Here is a 17,263-nt window from a genome sequence, read left to right as displayed (position 1 = left end):
CTAAAATTTAGCAAAGCTAAATTAGAGGCTACTTACATTTCTAATTTATTCACTTTGTTCATCATTTGAACTCCATGAACTAAAGTTGCACCACTTTTAATAGCAGCACCAACATGAATGGCTTCCATCATTTCTTCTTTGGTAATTCCGCGTTGTAAGCCATCTTTTGTGTAAGCATCTATACAATACGGACATTGTTCTGTATGTGCTACAGCAAGTGCAATTAATGATTTTTCACGAGCAGTAAGCGCACCTTCTTCAAATACTTTACCATAATACTCGAAGAACTTGTTTCCAAGTTCTTCGCTCCATTCTGTTATTTTACCAAACTTACGTAAGTCAGCAGGATCATAATATGTTTTAGACATACTTTGTTTTATTTTCTATTGAAATATAAAAATAGGGATTTATTTTCCGTTTAAATTCCAGTTGTATTTTAAATAACTGATTTTAGCACCTTCGTCTACTTTCTGATCAGCATATTTATTAATATAATCTGTTACAGAACCTTTTTTAGTAAAGTCGGCTTTAAACCAATTAAAGATTTCTGAAATTTGAAGTTTATTTTTCTTAGAAAGATTGTTTCTCTTAGGATCATTAATAAATTGCTTCATTAACTTTTCTAATTCACTATTTACATTTTTCTCTGTAAAAGCTTTGTTAGATAACTTAGGACAAGAGATAGAAGCACAATTTACACCTACATGAATTCTTGGGTCGAATAATTTTTTACGTAATATTTTATGTTCTATATGATCTAATGTGTATGTTTTTCCGCCTACTACAGCAAATGGAATATTCCAAGCATTTTTTCCTTTCTTTTTAATCTTCATGATACTCTTAACAGGGTAGTTGTTTAAGATTAATTTAATGGTATAAGCATTGTAAGCGTTCATCCAAAATGCTTTTTGCTTGTTTTTAGACCAAGAACTGCTAGGTGTTGTTTTTTCTAAGTAAGAGATATATTTATCTAAGGAAGCTTCATTGCTTTTTAAACCTTTATAATTTACATTTCCTTTAGTATCAACATGTTTTTGAAGTAAACTGTTGAAAACACTTGTTTGTGCAGATATATTTAAAGCTAAGAATAAACTTACAATTGGAATTAATTTCTTCATAATTATGTATCTGATTTTTGGGGTTAGACGTGTTTTTTATAGAGTCTTTACAAAGAATATTCCAAAAGTAAATTTAACAAGTTATTCTTGTTGTTTTGTTTTGATATAATTAGAAAGCTTATCAAGTAAAAAACCATACACCGAAAGATCTATAGGGTTAGGTTGAATAACAGTAGTTAAACTTGCTTCTCCATATATTTTTCCATCTGTATCCTTATAACAAAAATAGGTAGGTTTACCAGTAGAAAATTTACGACCAACAGTATAAAAACCAGCATTTAAATCTATATAATTTTGATGATAAATGTTTTTGTTAAAAGCTCTATTTAAAACAGTGAGATTTTCTTTTATTACATTGCTCTCAATAGTTTTTATATCATTGTTTTTATTGATACAAACAAAATGTTGGATGTATTCGTTATGTTTTCTTTCTATAATTAAAAACCATGTGTCTTCTATAGAAAATAAAGTATATTGACTAGGAGCTTTCTTTTTAAAAACAGTATGTATAACTTTATTTGCTGTAGGGTTATTTACAGGATATTGTAATTCTTTGTTGTTAGTATTCGTAAAGCTTACTAAAACTAGTAATATTAAAAGAAATATTCCTTTAGGTTGTTTAGTGTAGTTTGAAAAGTGTGATGCGCTCATTTTCTATATCCATAGTAATTAGGTTCGTAATTCGTTTTTTGATTTTGGGGGCTACTAAACGAAGTTTATATTGGTTTGTTCATTTATCAGGTTGTCGATTCATATGATTGTCATACAACATTACTCATTTATGTGAGTTTTGTTACAAATTTTAAAAAAACTATAACGATACTTTAACATAAAGACTAGCATTTGTACCTAAACGTTACAATGAGCTAAGAAATGTTACTGTAAATAACTATTCTTTTAAAGTTGGTTATAGTCGTATAATAGTAGTTTTTTAGAAATGAATACGATCAAAGTATTCATTATTTAAAGGAAGGTGTTTAAAAACAAAAATGTTATGCTTCGATCATCTTTCTTCGATATCTAATAATGAAAAAAATAATTACAGCAATTATTACTAGAGGAAGAATGTAGAGGGAATTATATTTTTTTTGTGACAGAATAGGAGTTGAATCTCCAATGATAATCAATGGAGCCCAATAATAAGGTGAGGCTTCAGCATCTGTATGTGTTTTTAGATAATCTATTTTTGCACTTCGAAGAGCAGCAGAAGAGGTTTGTCCTTCATGTAAGTATTTATAAAATGTAGCAATAATATAAAAGCTTGCTTTGTCGTTTGTTTTCCATAAAGAAGGAATTACTGCTTTGGCGCCAGATTTAAAAAACCCACGGGCTAAACTCATAACACCTTCCCCTTGATTAATTTTGCCAATAGAAGTGTTACAAGCACTTAATATTACCAATTCAGCATTGTTTTTAATAGTATCTAGTTCTTGAAGACTTAATTTAGAATCACGAAAAGCAATCCACGGCTGTATAGAATCAGAAGCATTTGCATGTGTAGCTAAATGTAAAATTTTATAATTCGTAGCATTATTGATAAAATTTTGTTTAGTGGTGTTTTTGTCTGTTTGTGTTTCTCCAGTGTAATATTTTTTACCCAATAAAATCTCTTTCTCACTATTTTTTAATGAAGTGAGAGTGTCAAAGTATATAGGAGCAATACCTAGAAATTCTTTAGAAGGTTTTCTTATTATATTTTTATTTTCTTCTTTAAAAGTTAAAGAATAATCGTAACGAACTTCACAGATTTCAATTAGATATTTATTTAGTTTTTTATCTATAATTAAGGGTTCAAAAGGAATGAAGTTCAAAATATGATCTCCTAAGACAGTGAGTTTTTTATTTGGTAAATCCTTTTGGATTTCAGTAGGAATAATTGTGTTGAGAACTTTGTTAGATAAGTTATAATAATTTTGTTGATCTTCCTCAGTTACAAAAGGAGTGTCTAGCTTTTTTCTAAGTGTTTTAATATTAGTAATCAAACCATCCGTGTCTGCTATTTTAAATATCTTTTTTATAGATTTAGAAATGTATATTCCGTATGCATCAGGAACTTTACCTAAGAGGCGTTCTGCCATGACATAATGTAGTATTACTTCATTTTCAACTAAATTAATTTCCTCGAAAGGAAGTATGGAAATTAAATTTGGATTGGAAAAATAAGTAGGTTTGATTATTGGAGTATTATCTATTGATGTAGAATTTTTTTTAATGTTTTGTATAAGTAAAATGGCTTTATTTTTCTCAGCAAAATAGAAAGCATTTTTTATATCGTTAATGCTATAGCAAGCTTCTAAAGCTAAAATGTAGATTTCAGAAGCTAAATTTCGTATGAGTAATTTCGAGCTGTTTGAAAGATCCTCTTTTAACATAATTGTTATCAATCGATCACTTAATTTCGCTTTTTGAATCATCAACTTAGCTACTTCAGTACTCTGACTTTCATCCAACATTCGATCCCAGTTCTCCATCTGACTCCTGAACAATTCTAATAATCGTTCTTTATCTTGTACTGTATATAATTGTTTGTCAGATATAGGTGTGTTTTCAGTTATGTTTTCTTTTTGAAGAAAATAGACTAGCGATTTTAAAAAATACTCCTGAGCTTGTTTGTGTTTTTTATTTAAAGAAGCAGTAATTCCTAAACCTAAAAAAGTGTATTTTTTAAAATTATTTTCTAATTGATGGGCTGCATCTATAGATTTTAAAAAGTATTGTTCGGCTTTTTTTAAGTCAATGGTTTGATAAGTAATTCCTAGATTATAATAGAATTCTTCTAATAGTACTGGATTCGTTATTTTTTTAGCAAGTTCAATTGATTTCGCATAATATTTTAAGGCATTTTGAGTCGATTCATTACTGCTATTTAGGTGTTGCCCATTTTGAGCATATTGCCCAGCTATATTATTGTAAAAGATAAAATTATTTTCAATGTTTTGATCTGATAGTGTTTTATATAGAGAGTCAGCTTTTAAAAAATGATACAACGCTTTCTTGCCAGAGGTAAGATCTCTCATATTTTTATAAGATCGTCCTATTCTCGTATGAGAATTTATCATTTGACCGATTTCATTTGGAGGAGTTAGGTCTAATGATTTTTGGTAATTTTTTGCAGCAGTAAAATAATCACCATTTTGAAAAAAATGACTTGCTAATGCGAAATACGTTTTTGGAAGATGTTTTCTAGCTCCTTTACTTAAATTTTTGCAATCTTTTAAGGTTAATGATTTTTTATATCCAGCAATAGCTTTGATATAGTCTTTTTTTCGTTTGTTATAAAAACCAACATTGTAATAACACGATTTTAATAAACAGGAATCAATCGGATTTGTTTTTAATGTTGCATCAATAGCTTTCTGATTATAATATATGGCTGTGTCTATACTTTGCTTGTATACTTTTTTTGCTAATTCGTATGTTTCTAATCCTAATTGTTTAAAATCGTTGTTTTTTTGGTAAGTATTGAAGAGGTTATTGTATAGAGATAATTTATCAATATTTTTTTCTGGGAGTTTGTATATAGAATCAAAAGTAGCTGAAACTTCCTGTGTAAATCCTGATACTATGGAGATAAAAAACAAAAAGAGAAAAAATATGTTTTTTCTCTTTTTGTTATACGAATATATATATGATATAATTGTATTATCGAATAGGTGTAGGAAAGTTTTCATCTGGATCTTCTGGCGTTACAATATCTATAGACGAAGATAAATAATATTCTGGAGGAAGTGGAACATCATGACAAGAGGCATAATTTCCCCCATCTCCAGAAGGAACTTCTCCAGGTCCTCCGTCGCTACCATCATCTGGGTCTAGGTCTGGATCAGATGCTACGATTAAGTTTTTCCCTTTGTCTACTGGTGGTATTGTGTATGCAACGTACCAAGTGTCTACATAGTCACATTCTCCACTTACTATTAATATTCGCTTACCTTTAAAATGATATTTTTTTGCAGTTTCTAAAAAATCAAGTCTATCGCTATCATCCCAATCTGTAGGGTATAAAACGAAGAATATTTTATAGTACACAGCTTGTTTAGATTGTGCTTCATAAACGTTTTTTATGTTGCCTTTTCGTTTTTGTAAAAGCTTAGTTGCGCTTATAGCGTTTTCTGGAAGTTTTTGGGTAACAGCTTGTTTTTCTGTGCTGATAATTTCATTCTTTTCATCTGTACAGCTTACAAAATGCATTAATAGAACTGTAGCTATAATTTGTGTGAGTACTTTTTTCATTTGAATTGGTTTTAGATTTATTATTCTAAAAATGTAAGAGGTATAGGTACTTCGTCGCAAGTAGTATACTCTAACGGGTCAGTTTTTGGACCATCTTCTTCGTCTTCTTCTTCTCCGGTTGAAGGATCTGTAGCTACGATTAAGTTTTTAGATTTATTTTTTTCAAAAACCACAGTGTTGGAGATATACCAAGTGTCTACATGTTGACAAGAATTGGCTGCAATTATTATTTGACCAAGGGAAATGTTTAGTCTATTTGTATAATTGGATAAAAAATTAAAACGATCTTGTAATGTCCAATTTATAGGGTATACGATGAAAAACTTTTGATATCCGCTATGGCCTATTGGAGTAGGGGTGTCATCATCAGAACTTATTAAAGTAGGTGACTTTAATTGGTTAGAGAAAAGTGTTTTTTGTTTAGCGTTCTTTTCAATAGCAATTTTATATTGTTTTAAAACTGTATGTATATCTACAGCATTTTTAGGAAGCTCGTATACTTTTGTTTGAGTAACTTCTTCGTTAGGAACCAGATTTTTTTCTTCAGTGCAACTTACAAAAGCTAATAGTAAGAATGCAACTGCAATTTGTTTAATCATTTTTTTCATATTATTTTGCTTTATATTAGTACGTTCCTCAACTACTAAAAAAGTTACTAGCTAAAAGTATATAAAATAATTAAATGCTATAAAATAAGGATGTTAGATCGATCAAATGATACTTTGAAAAAGCTTGCTAATGGGGATAGACAAGTTATAAAAACACTGTACGCAAATGTTTTTCCAAAGATCTCTATTTATGTTTTAAAAAACAAAGGAAGGGAAGAAGACGCAGAAGATGTTTTTCAAAAACTACTAATGCAAGTAATTGCTAGGTATAAAACCAAAACATTCACTATAGAAAGCACCATAGAGGGTTTTTTGTATGTAGCAGGAACCAATCTGTGGAAGAGAGAGTTAAATAAGAAAAAAAGAAGGGTAACAAATAATGAAATAGTGGAACTAGTAAGTGAAGAAGATGATTTTGTCTTGGCTGCTTTAGAGCAAGAAAGATGGGAGCTTTTTCAAGAAAAATTAAATAAAATATCTGAAAACTGTAAGATGCTATTGAAGTTATTTTTTAAAAAAACACCTTATAAAGAAATTGTGAAAAAACTAGGGTACAAATCAGATAATGTGGTAAGGCAACGTATTTTTAATTGTAAATCCCAACTATCGAAAGTAATTAAAAGCGATGTTAGGTATAACGAATTGAAAGAATTATGAGTGATTTTTTACAGGAAGATGATTTTTTTAAGAAGATAGATAAGTATCTCAATAAAGAAATGGATGCTGAAGAAATCAAAGCTTTTGAAGAGCAACTTATGGTAGATAAAACCTTATATGAAGCTTTCAAGTTAGAAAGCGATATGAGAAAAATGTATGAAGATGAAGAATGGAAAATAGGGAATCGTAGCGTTTTAAAGACTGAAAAAGCAACTCAATTAAAATCGTTTTATAGTAGTGGTGAGGCTACCAAACTTAGAAATACAATTTCAGCTGTTATTTCGGAAGAAAAAAAAAGAAATAAGAGAAGGTTGTTCTTAAAAAGTATCGCTGTTGCTGCTTCAATTGCATTTGCAGTATCTGTTTCTTATACATTATTTTATAACAATCCAAATTATAATGATTTATACAATACATATTTTGAATCTGAAGCAGGTAGTTTGCCTTCGTTTGTAAATAGAGGTAGCGATGTTGAGGATTTATTAACAAAGGGACAATTCTTATTTGAAGAAAAGAACTACAAAGAAGCGATAAAAATCTTTGGTGTATATCAAGAAACTTCAGAAGAAAAAGCAAATGTATTGAGTTATATTTATAACGGATTGTCGTATTTGGAGTTAAAAGATTTTGCAAAAGCAGAAGATCAATTTTTACTTTTAGAGAAATCAAATACATTACAGTCTAAAAAATCACAATGGTTGCTAGCATTGGTGTACTTAAAAGAAGGGAAAGAAAAGCAATTGATACAAACGTTGAAAAGAATTACTAAAACTCCTACAAACTATAACTATACTAAAGCTAGATATTTACTTGAGAAATTAGAAAAATAAAAAGCATAAAAAAACCGAAACAAGATTGTTTCGGTTTTTTAGTACTGAAGGCGGGACTTGAACCCGCACGGGCATTACGGCCCATTGGATTTTAAGTCCAACGTGTCTACCAATTCCACCACTTCAGCATATATGTTTTTATGACTACTTTTAAAATTAAGCCTCACTCGTAAAAGCGAGGCTTAGTACTGAAGGCGGGACTTGAACCCGCACGAGCATTACGGCTCATTGGATTTTAAGTCCAACGTGTCTACCAATTCCACCACTTCAGCGTTAATTTTTTAAAAGGATTGAGCGAAAGACGGGATTTGAACCCGCGACCCTCACCTTGGCAAGGTGATGCTCTACCCCTGAGCTACTTTCGCGTAGTCATATATTATTTTAATGAACTTGTGCATTACTGCGAATGCGGGTGCAAATATAACATGTTTTTTTTAATTACAAAGTAGTTTTTGTTTTTTTTCTAATTATTTCCTGTAAAAAAAAGATTGTCAGTAATAAATTAATGAAATATCTTTGTGCAAATTTTTTATAAAGCAAGGTGGGTTCAGTTTTGATGGCAGATAAATCGGTTTTAAAAACAATTTTTACTGATTTTAAACAACTAACTAAAGTAGGGTTGTCAGTAAGTGTAGTTTTTACTTCAATTGCAGGATACCTGTTAGGAGCAGAAACTATAAACTATTCAATTATTCTCCAATTAGCTATAGGTGGTTATTTAATGGTAGGAGCTTCTAATGCTTTTAATCAAGTAATAGAAAAAGATATAGATGCCGTTATGCAAAGAACAAAGAATCGTCCTTTGCCTTCTGGAAGAATGAAAGTTACTACTGCGTTAACTATTGCTACATTATTTACAATAGCAGGAATTGCAATCTTATACGCAATTAATCCTAAATGCGCACTTTTTGGAGCGATATCTATCTTCTTATATACAAGCGCATACACACCGTTAAAAGCAATAACACCATTAGCTGTTTTTGTTGGAGCCATTCCAGGAGCTATTCCTTTTATGTTAGGTTGGGTAGCAGCAACAGGAAACTTTGGAATTGAAGCAGGTTTCTTATTTATGATTCAATTTTTCTGGCAATTCCCACACTTTTGGGCTATTGGTTGGTTACAATATGAAGAATATAATAAGGCAGGTTTACATATGCTTCCTATGGATAAAAAAGACAAAGGAGCTGTCGCTCAAATAATTTTTTATACCTGTGTAATGATTTTAATTTCTGTAGCTCCAGTGCTTAGAGTAACAGGTACTTTATATATATATCGAATAACAGCTGTAATTGTTGCTTTACTAGGTTTACTAATGCTGTTTTACGGAATAAAATTATATAAATCAGAGAAGAATACTGACGCAAGAAAATTAATGTTGGCAAGTGTTTTTTACATCACAATATTGCCAATTATATATGTAATAGATAAATTTTTTCATTAAATGGAGAACAGGATTGAGATTGATAATGAACTAAGACAAGCAAAACGAAAATCAGCAAAACCAATGTTATGGGTTGCTTTGATAAGTATGGTGATGTTTTTTGCTGGTTTAACAAGTGCTTACATTGTTAGTGCTAAAAGAGAAGATTGGGTTGCTTTCGATTTACCTCAAGCTTTTTATATAAGCACATTTTTAATTGTAGCAAGTAGTATTGCCTTATTCGTATCTCAACGATTTTTAAAGAAAGACAATTTAAAGCTATCTTTTATCTTTTTATTACTAACATTAATATTGGGAATTGCATTTGTGTGGTACCAGTATGTAGGTTTTAAAGAGTTAGAAAGTTTAGGATTATATTTTACAGGACCAGAAAGTACAGTGTCTAGTTCGTTCATAATAGGGATAACATTTATGCATGTTTTACACTTATTAGCAGGAATTATAGTACTTTTTGTTGTTATTTATAATCATTATAAAAAGAAGTATTCATCTGCCGATATGCTTGGGTTTGAACTCGGTGCAATATTTTGGCACTTTGTAGATTTACTTTGGATACTCTTATTTTTATTCTTTAAGTTTTACAAATGATTTAAAATGCGTAATTTTGGCGCACTATTTAACAAAATTTAACTGATTAAGATATTTATGGAAGCAAATATTGCTGTAAATTCTGACGACAAAAATACCTGGGACGGTGGTGCAGGTGTAAGACCATTTGGTGCCAGCTATGGTAAGATGATGATGTGGTTTTTTATTCTATCGGATGCATTAACCTTTTCAGGATTCTTAGCCGCTTACGGTTTAACACGTTTTAAGTTTATCGATTCATGGCCAATTGCAGATGAGGTATTTACCCACGTTCCTTTTTTTCATGGTAATTACCCAATGTACTATGTAGCGTTTATGACGTTCATATTAATTGTTTCTTCTGTTACTATGGTATTGGCAGTAGATGCAGGTCATAAAATGAAACAAAAGAAGGTGGCATTGTATATGTTCATCACTATTATATTTGGTTTAATCTTCGTAGGTTCTCAAGCTTGGGAATGGAAAACTTTTATTAAAGGTTCTTATGGAGCAGTAAAAACTAAGAATAATAGAATCTTACAATTCGTTAATGCAGAAGGACATCAAATAGCATTAGCTGACTTTGTTACGAATGCAAGAAAAGATGGAAGAGAACAGCATGCTCCAACAAATGGATTATGGTTTAAAGCTGAACCAACTATTCCTGAGTATTCTGTAGCACAAGTTCAAGAAGCATTTAAAAATGATCCTTCGTTACGAATCAGATCAGAAAGAATGAATTTAGAGACGAAGAAGAAAATAATTTATTCTAGAGAAGAAAGTTTAAAGAAATTAGCAGGAGCTACTCAAGTAGTACAAGGAGCTAATTTACATGTAAACGAATATGGTAACCCTATTTTTGCAGACTTCTTCTTCTTTATTACTGGATTCCACGGATTCCACGTATTTTCAGGAATCGTTATTAATATTATCATTTTCTTTAATGTTGTTCTAGGAACTTATGAAAGAAGAGGACATTATGAAATGGTAGAAAAAGTAGGATTATATTGGCACTTTGTAGATTTAGTTTGGGTATTCGTATTTACCTTCTTCTACTTAGTATAATTTCAACAATAAAGAATTAAAAATGGCAGGACACTCACACGAATCAAATGCAAGAATTTGGATAGTATTAGGACTTTTATCACTAATTACTATTGTAGAAGTTGGTTTAGGTATCGTTAAGCCAGATTCCTTACACTTACACGGAATAGGAACTAGCTGGTTAAACTGGATATTTATCATTTTAACACTTGCAAAAGCATATTATATTGCATGGGCATTCATGCACTTAGAAGGAGAGAAAAAATGGTTTAGACGTTCTATAGTTTGGACAGCAGTCTTCTTAATTTCTTATCTTTTATTCATTGTATTAATAGAAGGTAGTTATTTACACGAAACATTAGCACCATTAGTAAAATGGTAATCAATAAAAAAAAGGTGGTTTTAACCACTTTTTTTTTGCTCATCACTTGAAATAAAATTCATGAAGATAACAAAAAAGTACATCGTTTTATTTTCGTTGTTTATTGTCCCTTTACTATTTTATGTCTTACTGTCAATGGGGATTAATAACTTTGCAAAGTTGCCTGTTTTAACTAAAAATGTAACTGATATTTCAGTAATTGACAGTGAAAATGAATTGTCTCAAAAGATTTCGATCATTATTTTCCCAGGGAAACAGATATCTACAATTAAAGGAGAAATTTTTAACTTAAATCAGAAAATTTACAAACCATTTTACGGGTTTAAAGATTTTCAAATGATTGCTGTAATTCCTTCAGAAGCTAAAGTTGAAGCAGAAAAAATAAAAAAAGAAGTGGGAGCTTATACAAATATGATAAACTGGAGATTTGTATTTGCAGATGATGCAGTTATTAAAGCATTTTATGAAAGTTTCAAAACCAATAAACCTTTAGATGCTAACTTACACTCTTCAGACGCTTTTATTATAGATAAAGAAGTAAGCTTACGAGGAAGAAATAATGATAAAGATAGCGTAGATGGTTTATTATATGGATATAATATGAAATCTGTAGGCGAATTAAACGATAAAATGAAGGATGATGTAAAAGTTGTATTGGCAGAATATCGTTTAGCGTTGAAGAAAAATAGTGCTGATAGAAAAAAATAAAAACAATGTCAAAAAATAAATATTCCTATATAGGTATTTCCTTTATTGTTTTATTATTTGGAATTTATTCAATTCCAAAGATTGTAAAACATTTTGAAAAAGCTGATTTATTTAAGTTTAATAAGGTTCCTGCATTTGAGTTTATAAACCAAGAAGGGAAAACTATAACTAATAAAGATTACGAAGGAAAAGTATATGTAGTAGAGTTTTTCTTTACAACTTGTCCAACTATTTGCCCTATTATGAATAGAAAAATGGTAACGGTACAAAATGAGTTTTTAGGGAACCCAGAGTTTGGAATTGCTTCCTTTTCTATTACTCCAGATATAGATACGCCAGAAGTATTAAAAGAGTATGCAAAGAATTACAAAATAAACCATAAAAACTGGAACTTGTTAACTGGAAAACCAGAAGAGAACGTTTTTAATTTGTCTAATAATGGTTTCAAATTACCAGTTGGAGAAGGAGGAAAAGATCATGGAGGTTTTTATCATTCAGGTTTATTTGCTTTGGTAGATAAAGATGGATACATCCGTTCTAGATACGATGAATATGGAAATCCTATTATGTATTATAGAGCTTTAGAAGAAGAAAAATTCCCAGATCAAATTAAAGAATTAAAACAAGATATCAAACTGTTATTAAATGAGTAATTTATCTGCTTCAGAAAAAAACTATAAAAAATTTATAACAATTGTTTCTATTGTAATTCCTATTGCTGTAGCAGCTTTGTTTAGAATAAAATTACCTAATGTGGCGCCATTGTCTTTTTTGCCACCTATTTATGCAACAATTAATGGAGCAACAGCCGTTTTATTAATTGCTTCTATTATAGCTATAAAAAAAGGAAACAGGAAGTTACACGAACAGTTAAATACAACTGCATTAGTGTTTTCTGCTTTGTTTTTAGTAATGTATGTAGCTTATCACATGACTTCTGAGTCGACAAAATTTGGAGGAGAAGGAACCATAAAATATATCTACTACTTTATTTTAATCACGCATATTTTACTTTCTATAGTTGTAATTCCTTTTGTGTTATTTACATATATGAGAGCTAAACTTGGACAGTTTCCTCAACATAGAAAGATTGCCAAAATTACTTTTCCGTTATGGTTATATGTAGCTATAACTGGTGTAATTGTTTATGTAATGATAGCCCCTTATTATGTGCATTAAAAAATATTTATCTGTATTGTTTGTGTTGTTGCTTGCAGAAGTAAGTAATGCACAATGTGCTATGTGTAAAGCTGTTGTTGAAGGAGGAAATGAATCCATGGCAGAAGGCGTAAATGATGGGATTACTTACCTAATGATTTTTCCTTATATATTAGTGGGGATTTTATTTTATATGTTATACAGACACAGAAAGAAACTAAAAAATTAATATTCGTTCGTATTTTTTGTAACATAATGATTACTTTGTCGTCATATCCTTGATTTATTAAAATAAAATACTTTGAAAAAAACGAAACTACTGCTACTATCGACTTTTTTACTAGCAACATATTTTTCATACGGACAAAAACAATGGACACTAAAAGAATGTGTAGACCACGCTTTAAAAAATAATATTAGTGTAAAAACTAATAAGTTGAGTATAGAGGTGTCTCAAAAAGATGTAAAAAGCTCTAAAGCAAATTTTTTACCATCCTTAAATGCTTCAACTGGAGGTAATTTAAACTTTGGTTCTACATTCGATCCTGTATCTAATAATAGAATTTCTACAAGTACTTTTGGAGGATCAGTAGGAGTAGGAGCTAGTTATACTGTATTTAATGGTTTTAGAAATTTAAATACATATAAACAAGCTAAATTAGGAGTAGAAAGTAGTAAGTTAGATCTAGAAATTATAGAAAATGATATTTCGTTACAAGTAGTTACTACTTATTTAAACGTATTATTTGCTAAAGAAAATTTAGAAGTAGCTAAAGTTCAAGCTGAAATAAGCAAAAATCAAATAGATAGAGCTCAAGCACAATTTGAAGTAGGAGCAACGCCAAAAAGTGACTTATTAAATATACAATCTACAGCGGCAAATGATGCTCAAAATGTAGTAACCCAAGAAAATGCATTAAACCTAGCATTATTACAGTTAGCTCAATTACTGCAAGTAACATATGAGAACTTTGATGTAGCTACTATAGAAGTAGGTACACCATCAGCAGCTTTATTATATAGTAGTTCTAATCAAGTATATCAAAAGGCATTAACGAACAGACCAGAAATTGAAAAAGCTAAACTTGCTATAGAAAATGCTGAATTAGGTGTGGAGATTTCTAAATCTGGATATTATCCATCAATTTCAACTTCTGCAAATATTAATTCCAATTATGGTTTCTCATTAGATCCACCACCAGGATTTACCAATACAGGTTTACTTACTCAATTAGATAATAACTTAGGATATGGAGTTGGGTTTAATGTAAGTATTCCTATTTTTAATGGATTTAGAAATGATGCAAATGTAGAACGTTCTAAAATAAATAAATTAATATCTGATAATAATTTAGAAAGTGCTAAACTACGTTTACAGCAAACTATAGAGCAAGCTTTCTTAGACTCTAAAGCAGCGGCTAAGACTTATGAAGCAGCTCAAGTTTCTTTAGAGGCACAAAGAGAGGCGTTTAAAAATGCGCAAGTGAGTCTTGATTATGGACAGATGACACAGTTTGATTACGATCAAGTACGTAATAGATTGGTAAATGCAGAATCTGCTTTAATACGTGCAAAGTACGATTATGTGTTTAAAACAAAAGTATTAAAGTTCTACTATGGAGAAAATATATTAAATTAAGAATAGAAGTTGTTAATTTTTTCAATAAAACAAAACCTCTCAAACATAATTTGAGAGGTTTTGTTTTATTGGGAAGCTTTATATTTGCTGAAAATTTATACATGGCCATTATCTTAAACATAGAAACGTCTACTAAAAACTGTTCTGTTAGTATAGCAGAAGATGGGAAAATACTAGCGTTAAAAGAATTAAATGATGGAAATTATTCACATGCAGAAAAATTACATCCATTTATTTTAGAAGTAATTAAAGAGGCAGATATAGAAAAAGAAGCCATTACTGCTGTTGCAGTTAGTAAAGGCCCTGGTTCCTACACAGGTTTACGTATTGGAGTTTCTGCTGCAAAAGGATTGTGCTTTTCTTTAGATATTCCGTTAATTAGTATTGAAACACTTACTTCACTTGCACATACAGTTAGTATAGAAGAGGGAGCTGTTATTCCGATGTTAGATGCTAGAAGAATGGAAGTGTATGCAGCCGTATATAATAAAGATTACGATAAGATTAGAGAAATAAAAGCAGAAGTTATTGATGCTGATTCTTTTTCAGATTTTCTAAATGATAAAGTATATTTTGTTGGAGATGGTGTTACAAAGTGTAAAGAGGTTATAAAAAATGAAAACGCAATATTTGTTGAAGGTAAATTACCCTCAGCAAAAGAAATGGCAGAATTAAGTTATGAGAAGTACAAAAAAAACGACATCGAAGATGTCGCTTATTTTGAACCTTTTTACTTAAAAGATTTTATGGTAACTCCAGAAAAGAAAAAGATTTAGCCTTCTTTTTGAATTTCGACTGAGTGCGGATACGGTATTTCAATACCAGCCTTATCTAATGCAATTTTTGTATGTTCTATCATGTAAAAATAGGCATCCCAATAATTTTCAGATTTAACCCATGTTCTTGTAATAAAGTTTACAGAGCTATCTGCTAACTCTCCAACAAAAATAGCTGGTGCTGGATCTTTTAAGGTGTACGACATACCATTAATCACGCTTAATAATATTGCTCTTGTTTCTTTAATATCTGCATCATAAGAAACTCCAAATGTTAAATCTACACGTCTGGTTTCTTCAGAAGAATAATTCACAATATTTCCATTAGATAACGCTCCATTAGGTAAAATAACTTCTCTATGATCTACAGTGTTTAGTTTAGTAGTAAATATTTGTATTTCTTTTACAAAACCTTCAGCACCTTGTGCTTCAATATAATCACCTACCTTAAAAGGTCTAAACATTAATATAAGTGCACCTCCAGCAAAGTTAGATAGCGATCCTTGTAATGCCATTCCAATAGCTAAACCTGCAGCAGCAATAATAGCAGCAAATGAAGTTGTTTGAATTCCTAATTGACCAATAACAGTAATGAATAAAAAGATTTTTAAACCCCAGTTTAATAAGCTGGCAAAAAAACCACGTAATGAATGGTCTAAACTTCTTTTTTCCATGATTTTATGAGTCGCTCTGGTAAACATATTGATTACCCATAAACCAACGATTAATAAAAATATAGCTGCAGCAACTTTAGGAGCGTACTCAATTAAAATGTTTTTCAGTTTTAAAATGTCTTCTTTCATTTTTTTAGATAGTATTGAATTATGATTTAAAATAAAAAAGCGGCTTTAATTAAATTAATACCGCAAATAAAAAGTAGTAGTAGTTAGTTTTTATATTAAAAGAAGTTATTTAACTTCAAAAGTTACTTTTAAGTTTACTCTAAATTCAGTTACTTCATCGTCGTTAACCACAACACTTTGCGATTGTACAAAAGCAGATTTGATGTTTTTTACAGATTTTGAAGCCTGTTTTACTGCTTTTCTAGTTGCATCTTCCCAGCTTTTTTCTGAGTTAGATAAAATTTCTATTACTTTCATTACAGCCATAAGAACAATTTTAATTGATTAATAATTCATAAAGTATTGTAAATATACTACTTAAGTGTATAATGAGTCGTTTTATAAGATGAGAATTTTTAATGTTTTTAAAATCAGTATGTTATATGAAGTGTGTTTGTGGTGAGATTTTAACGCGAAAAGCTTGTTGTTTCGATCATTGAAAAAGCTATTTTATTCATTATGAGAAGGGAAAACTCCTTAATGTTAAATTAATGTTACGAGAATGTTGTTTAAAAGTAAAAAAAATGACTATATTTGTAATATTAATGTTAATGAATAAAATGACAGGTATGAAGAAATTAATGATATTAGCTTGTGTATTAACGTTCGGAATACTGCAAGCACAAGAAATAAAGCCTCTTTATGAAAAAGATGGCGATCTAATAAAAGTCACCCATTTTTACGATAACGGAAAAATTAAAGAGCAAGGTTATTATAAAGATAAGCTATTACATGGCGTTTGGAAGCGTTTTGACGAAAAAGGCGACAAAACTGTCGTTGCTCAATATAACCTAGGTAAAAAGGTAGGTAAATGGCTTGTATGGACGAAAGAAGGCCTAAAAGAAGTTAATTATGAGAACAACGCTGTAGCAAGTGTGCAATCTCGTAAAGAAGGAGCTAAACTTGCTATAAAGTAAGAATTAAACCCTTAAAGAATAAAAAGCCGCGGATATACCGCGGCTTTTTGTTTTTATATAGAAAAGTATTTTATAACCCTCTAGTCCATCCAGAAGCCCAAGCAGGAGCATCAGCTCCGTTTCCAGCACCAGTAGTTGTTCCTTGAGTAATGAAAGTAGAACCGGCAGCACCAGTATAATCAGTCATTTGGAAACCAGCAGCATTATTTGCAAACTCAACATTAGTCATTACTAAGTCTCCGTTTTCAATTCTTGCACCAGCTTCAGCATCAGTAGATTTTACTTTAACACCTAAATCAACTCCAGAAATATAGAAATTGTCAATTGTAAAGTTTCCTCCACC

General features: G+C 30.3%; 21 protein-coding genes, 3 tRNA genes and 1 pseudogene. 13 read left to right on the top strand and 12 right to left on the bottom strand.

Annotated elements, in window-relative coordinates; genetic code table 11:
- Positions 1-32: 32 nt before the first annotated feature.
- From ACKTTC_RS07895 to ACKTTC_RS07870, 6 genes are all read right to left on the bottom strand, one after another.
- Positions 33-368, bottom strand: a complete 336-nt coding sequence (locus ACKTTC_RS07895; protein ID WP_120185760.1) for an arsenosugar biosynthesis-associated peroxidase-like protein — start codon at positions 366-368, stop codon at positions 33-35.
- A 39-nt stretch (positions 369-407) separates the two neighbouring features.
- On the bottom strand, positions 408-1,118 hold the full coding sequence (locus ACKTTC_RS07890; protein ID WP_408039262.1) for a DUF547 domain-containing protein: 711 nt from the start codon (positions 1,116-1,118) through the stop codon (positions 408-410).
- Between the two features lie 81 nt (positions 1,119-1,199).
- On the bottom strand, positions 1,200-1,769 hold the full coding sequence (locus ACKTTC_RS07885) for a hypothetical protein (protein WP_408039261.1): 570 nt from the start codon (positions 1,767-1,769) through the stop codon (positions 1,200-1,202).
- A gap of 341 nt (positions 1,770-2,110) precedes the next feature.
- Positions 2,111-4,699: a CHAT domain-containing protein gene (locus ACKTTC_RS07880; protein ID WP_408039260.1), complete on the bottom strand. Its 2,589-nt coding sequence runs from the start codon at positions 4,697-4,699 to the stop codon at positions 2,111-2,113.
- A gap of 61 nt (positions 4,700-4,760) precedes the next feature.
- On the bottom strand, positions 4,761-5,351 hold the full coding sequence (locus tag ACKTTC_RS07875; RefSeq protein WP_408039259.1) for a hypothetical protein: 591 nt from the start codon (positions 5,349-5,351) through the stop codon (positions 4,761-4,763).
- 20 nt (positions 5,352-5,371) lie between these two features.
- Positions 5,372-5,950 (bottom strand): hypothetical protein, encoded by a 579-nt coding sequence (locus ACKTTC_RS07870; protein WP_408039258.1) that lies wholly within the window; start codon positions 5,948-5,950, stop codon positions 5,372-5,374.
- Positions 5,951-6,049: 99 nt separating this feature from the next.
- Between ACKTTC_RS07870 and ACKTTC_RS07865 the strand changes: the two genes are divergently transcribed.
- Together ACKTTC_RS07865 and ACKTTC_RS07860 are read left to right on the top strand one after the other, a co-directional pair.
- Positions 6,050-6,616 carry an RNA polymerase sigma factor gene (locus ACKTTC_RS07865; protein ID WP_408039257.1) on the top strand — a complete coding sequence of 189 codons (567 nt, stop codon included), beginning with the start codon at positions 6,050-6,052 and terminating at the stop codon, positions 6,614-6,616.
- Positions 6,613-7,446: a tetratricopeptide repeat protein gene (locus tag ACKTTC_RS07860; RefSeq protein ID WP_408039256.1), complete on the top strand. Its 834-nt coding sequence runs from the start codon at positions 6,613-6,615 to the stop codon at positions 7,444-7,446. Before ACKTTC_RS07865 ends, ACKTTC_RS07860 begins: the two co-directional genes overlap by 4 nt.
- A gap of 42 nt (positions 7,447-7,488) precedes the next feature.
- Here ACKTTC_RS07860 and ACKTTC_RS07855 read toward each other — a convergent pair.
- From ACKTTC_RS07855 to ACKTTC_RS07845, 3 genes are all read right to left on the bottom strand, one after another.
- Positions 7,489-7,574: transfer RNA gene (locus ACKTTC_RS07855), tRNA-Leu, on the bottom strand.
- 58 nt (positions 7,575-7,632) lie between these two features.
- A tRNA-Leu gene (locus ACKTTC_RS07850) sits at positions 7,633-7,718 on the bottom strand.
- Between the two features lie 21 nt (positions 7,719-7,739).
- Positions 7,740-7,811: transfer RNA gene (locus ACKTTC_RS07845), tRNA-Gly, on the bottom strand.
- A 191-nt stretch (positions 7,812-8,002) separates the two neighbouring features.
- On the opposite strand from ACKTTC_RS07845, the gene cyoE reads away from it, so the two are divergent.
- The 10 genes from cyoE (at position 8,003) to tsaB (ending at position 15,161) form a co-directional block, all read left to right on the top strand.
- Positions 8,003-8,887, top strand: a complete 885-nt coding sequence (cyoE, locus tag ACKTTC_RS07840; RefSeq protein WP_408039255.1) for a heme o synthase — start codon at positions 8,003-8,005, stop codon at positions 8,885-8,887.
- Complete coding sequence (locus ACKTTC_RS07835) at positions 8,888-9,475, top strand: cytochrome c oxidase subunit 3 (RefSeq protein WP_408039254.1); 588 nt, start codon at positions 8,888-8,890, stop codon at positions 9,473-9,475. It abuts the gene before it with no gap.
- Between the two features lie 57 nt (positions 9,476-9,532).
- The gene (locus ACKTTC_RS07830) at positions 9,533-10,519 is read left to right on the top strand and encodes a cytochrome c oxidase subunit 3 (RefSeq protein WP_408039253.1); all 987 of its coding nucleotides are present in this window, start codon (positions 9,533-9,535) and stop codon (positions 10,517-10,519) included.
- A 22-nt stretch (positions 10,520-10,541) separates the two neighbouring features.
- A complete protein-coding gene (locus ACKTTC_RS07825) occupies positions 10,542-10,880 on the top strand; it encodes a cytochrome C oxidase subunit IV family protein (protein ID WP_408039252.1) in 339 nt (112 codons plus the stop codon).
- Between the two features lie 60 nt (positions 10,881-10,940).
- Positions 10,941-11,588, top strand: a complete 648-nt coding sequence (locus ACKTTC_RS07820) for a hypothetical protein (protein ID WP_408039251.1) — start codon at positions 10,941-10,943, stop codon at positions 11,586-11,588.
- Between the two features lie 5 nt (positions 11,589-11,593).
- Positions 11,594-12,241: an SCO family protein gene (locus ACKTTC_RS07815; RefSeq protein ID WP_408039250.1), complete on the top strand. Its 648-nt coding sequence runs from the start codon at positions 11,594-11,596 to the stop codon at positions 12,239-12,241.
- Positions 12,234-12,767: a DUF420 domain-containing protein gene (locus ACKTTC_RS07810; protein WP_408039249.1), complete on the top strand. Its 534-nt coding sequence runs from the start codon at positions 12,234-12,236 to the stop codon at positions 12,765-12,767. Before ACKTTC_RS07815 ends, ACKTTC_RS07810 begins: the two co-directional genes overlap by 8 nt.
- Entirely contained in the window at positions 12,757-12,975 is a 219-nt protein-coding gene (locus ACKTTC_RS07805) for a hypothetical protein (protein ID WP_408039248.1), read from the top strand. Before ACKTTC_RS07810 ends, ACKTTC_RS07805 begins: the two co-directional genes overlap by 11 nt.
- Positions 12,976-13,047: 72 nt before the next feature.
- Positions 13,048-14,385, top strand: coding sequence for a TolC family protein (locus tag ACKTTC_RS07800; RefSeq protein WP_408039247.1), 1,338 nt, complete (start codon positions 13,048-13,050; stop codon positions 14,383-14,385).
- A gap of 101 nt (positions 14,386-14,486) precedes the next feature.
- Complete coding sequence (tsaB, locus tag ACKTTC_RS07795; RefSeq protein ID WP_408039246.1) at positions 14,487-15,161, top strand: tRNA (adenosine(37)-N6)-threonylcarbamoyltransferase complex dimerization subunit type 1 TsaB; 675 nt, start codon at positions 14,487-14,489, stop codon at positions 15,159-15,161.
- Here tsaB and ACKTTC_RS07790 read toward each other — a convergent pair.
- Entirely contained in the window at positions 15,158-15,964 is an 807-nt protein-coding gene (locus ACKTTC_RS07790; protein WP_408039245.1) for a mechanosensitive ion channel family protein, read from the bottom strand. The genes tsaB and ACKTTC_RS07790 overlap by 4 nt on opposite strands.
- A 105-nt stretch (positions 15,965-16,069) precedes the next feature.
- Entirely contained in the window at positions 16,070-16,270 is a 201-nt protein-coding gene (locus tag ACKTTC_RS07785) for a dodecin family protein (RefSeq protein ID WP_408039244.1), read from the bottom strand.
- 257 nt (positions 16,271-16,527) lie between these two features.
- On the opposite strand from ACKTTC_RS07785, the gene ACKTTC_RS07780 reads away from it, so the two are divergent.
- Entirely contained in the window at positions 16,528-16,920 is a 393-nt protein-coding gene (locus ACKTTC_RS07780; protein WP_408039243.1) for a toxin-antitoxin system YwqK family antitoxin, read from the top strand.
- Positions 16,921-16,990: 70 nt separating this feature from the next.
- Here ACKTTC_RS07780 and ACKTTC_RS07775 read toward each other — a convergent pair.
- Positions 16,991-17,263, bottom strand: a pseudogene (locus ACKTTC_RS07775) (hypothetical protein); the annotation flags it as partial.

Origin of the sequence: Tenacibaculum amylolyticum, from assembly GCF_964511145.1 — a bacterium.
GTDB lineage: Bacteria > Bacteroidota > Bacteroidia > Flavobacteriales > Flavobacteriaceae > Polaribacter > Polaribacter amylolyticum.
Note: the sequence above shows the minus strand (reverse complement) of the source record. Positions and strands in the feature narration are given on the sequence as shown.

Coding starts and splice junctions, on each gene's coding strand:
- ACKTTC_RS07895 (WP_120185760.1), bottom strand. CDS start 368: ATGTCTAAAACATATTATGATCCTGCTGACTTACGTAAGTTTGGTAAA.
- ACKTTC_RS07890 (WP_408039262.1), bottom strand. CDS start 1,118: ATGAAGAAATTAATTCCAATTGTAAGTTTATTCTTAGCTTTAAATATA.
- ACKTTC_RS07885 (WP_408039261.1), bottom strand. CDS start 1,769: ATGAGCGCATCACACTTTTCAAACTACACTAAACAACCTAAAGGAATA.
- ACKTTC_RS07875 (WP_408039259.1), bottom strand. CDS start 5,351: ATGAAAAAAGTACTCACACAAATTATAGCTACAGTTCTATTAATGCAT.
- ACKTTC_RS07870 (WP_408039258.1), bottom strand. CDS start 5,950: ATGATTAAACAAATTGCAGTTGCATTCTTACTATTAGCTTTTGTAAGT.
- ACKTTC_RS07865 (WP_408039257.1), top strand. CDS start 6,050: ATGTTAGATCGATCAAATGATACTTTGAAAAAGCTTGCTAATGGGGAT.
- ACKTTC_RS07860 (WP_408039256.1), top strand. CDS start 6,613: ATGAGTGATTTTTTACAGGAAGATGATTTTTTTAAGAAGATAGATAAG.
- cyoE (WP_408039255.1), top strand. CDS start 8,003: ATGGCAGATAAATCGGTTTTAAAAACAATTTTTACTGATTTTAAACAA.
- ACKTTC_RS07835 (WP_408039254.1), top strand. CDS start 8,888: ATGGAGAACAGGATTGAGATTGATAATGAACTAAGACAAGCAAAACGA.
- ACKTTC_RS07830 (WP_408039253.1), top strand. CDS start 9,533: ATGGAAGCAAATATTGCTGTAAATTCTGACGACAAAAATACCTGGGAC.
- ACKTTC_RS07825 (WP_408039252.1), top strand. CDS start 10,542: ATGGCAGGACACTCACACGAATCAAATGCAAGAATTTGGATAGTATTA.
- ACKTTC_RS07820 (WP_408039251.1), top strand. CDS start 10,941: ATGAAGATAACAAAAAAGTACATCGTTTTATTTTCGTTGTTTATTGTC.
- ACKTTC_RS07815 (WP_408039250.1), top strand. CDS start 11,594: ATGTCAAAAAATAAATATTCCTATATAGGTATTTCCTTTATTGTTTTA.
- ACKTTC_RS07810 (WP_408039249.1), top strand. CDS start 12,234: ATGAGTAATTTATCTGCTTCAGAAAAAAACTATAAAAAATTTATAACA.
- ACKTTC_RS07805 (WP_408039248.1), top strand. CDS start 12,757: ATGTGCATTAAAAAATATTTATCTGTATTGTTTGTGTTGTTGCTTGCA.
- tsaB (WP_408039246.1), top strand. CDS start 14,487: ATGGCCATTATCTTAAACATAGAAACGTCTACTAAAAACTGTTCTGTT.
- ACKTTC_RS07790 (WP_408039245.1), bottom strand. CDS start 15,964: ATGAAAGAAGACATTTTAAAACTGAAAAACATTTTAATTGAGTACGCT.
- ACKTTC_RS07785 (WP_408039244.1), bottom strand. CDS start 16,270: ATGGCTGTAATGAAAGTAATAGAAATTTTATCTAACTCAGAAAAAAGC.
- ACKTTC_RS07780 (WP_408039243.1), top strand. CDS start 16,528: ATGACTATATTTGTAATATTAATGTTAATGAATAAAATGACAGGTATG.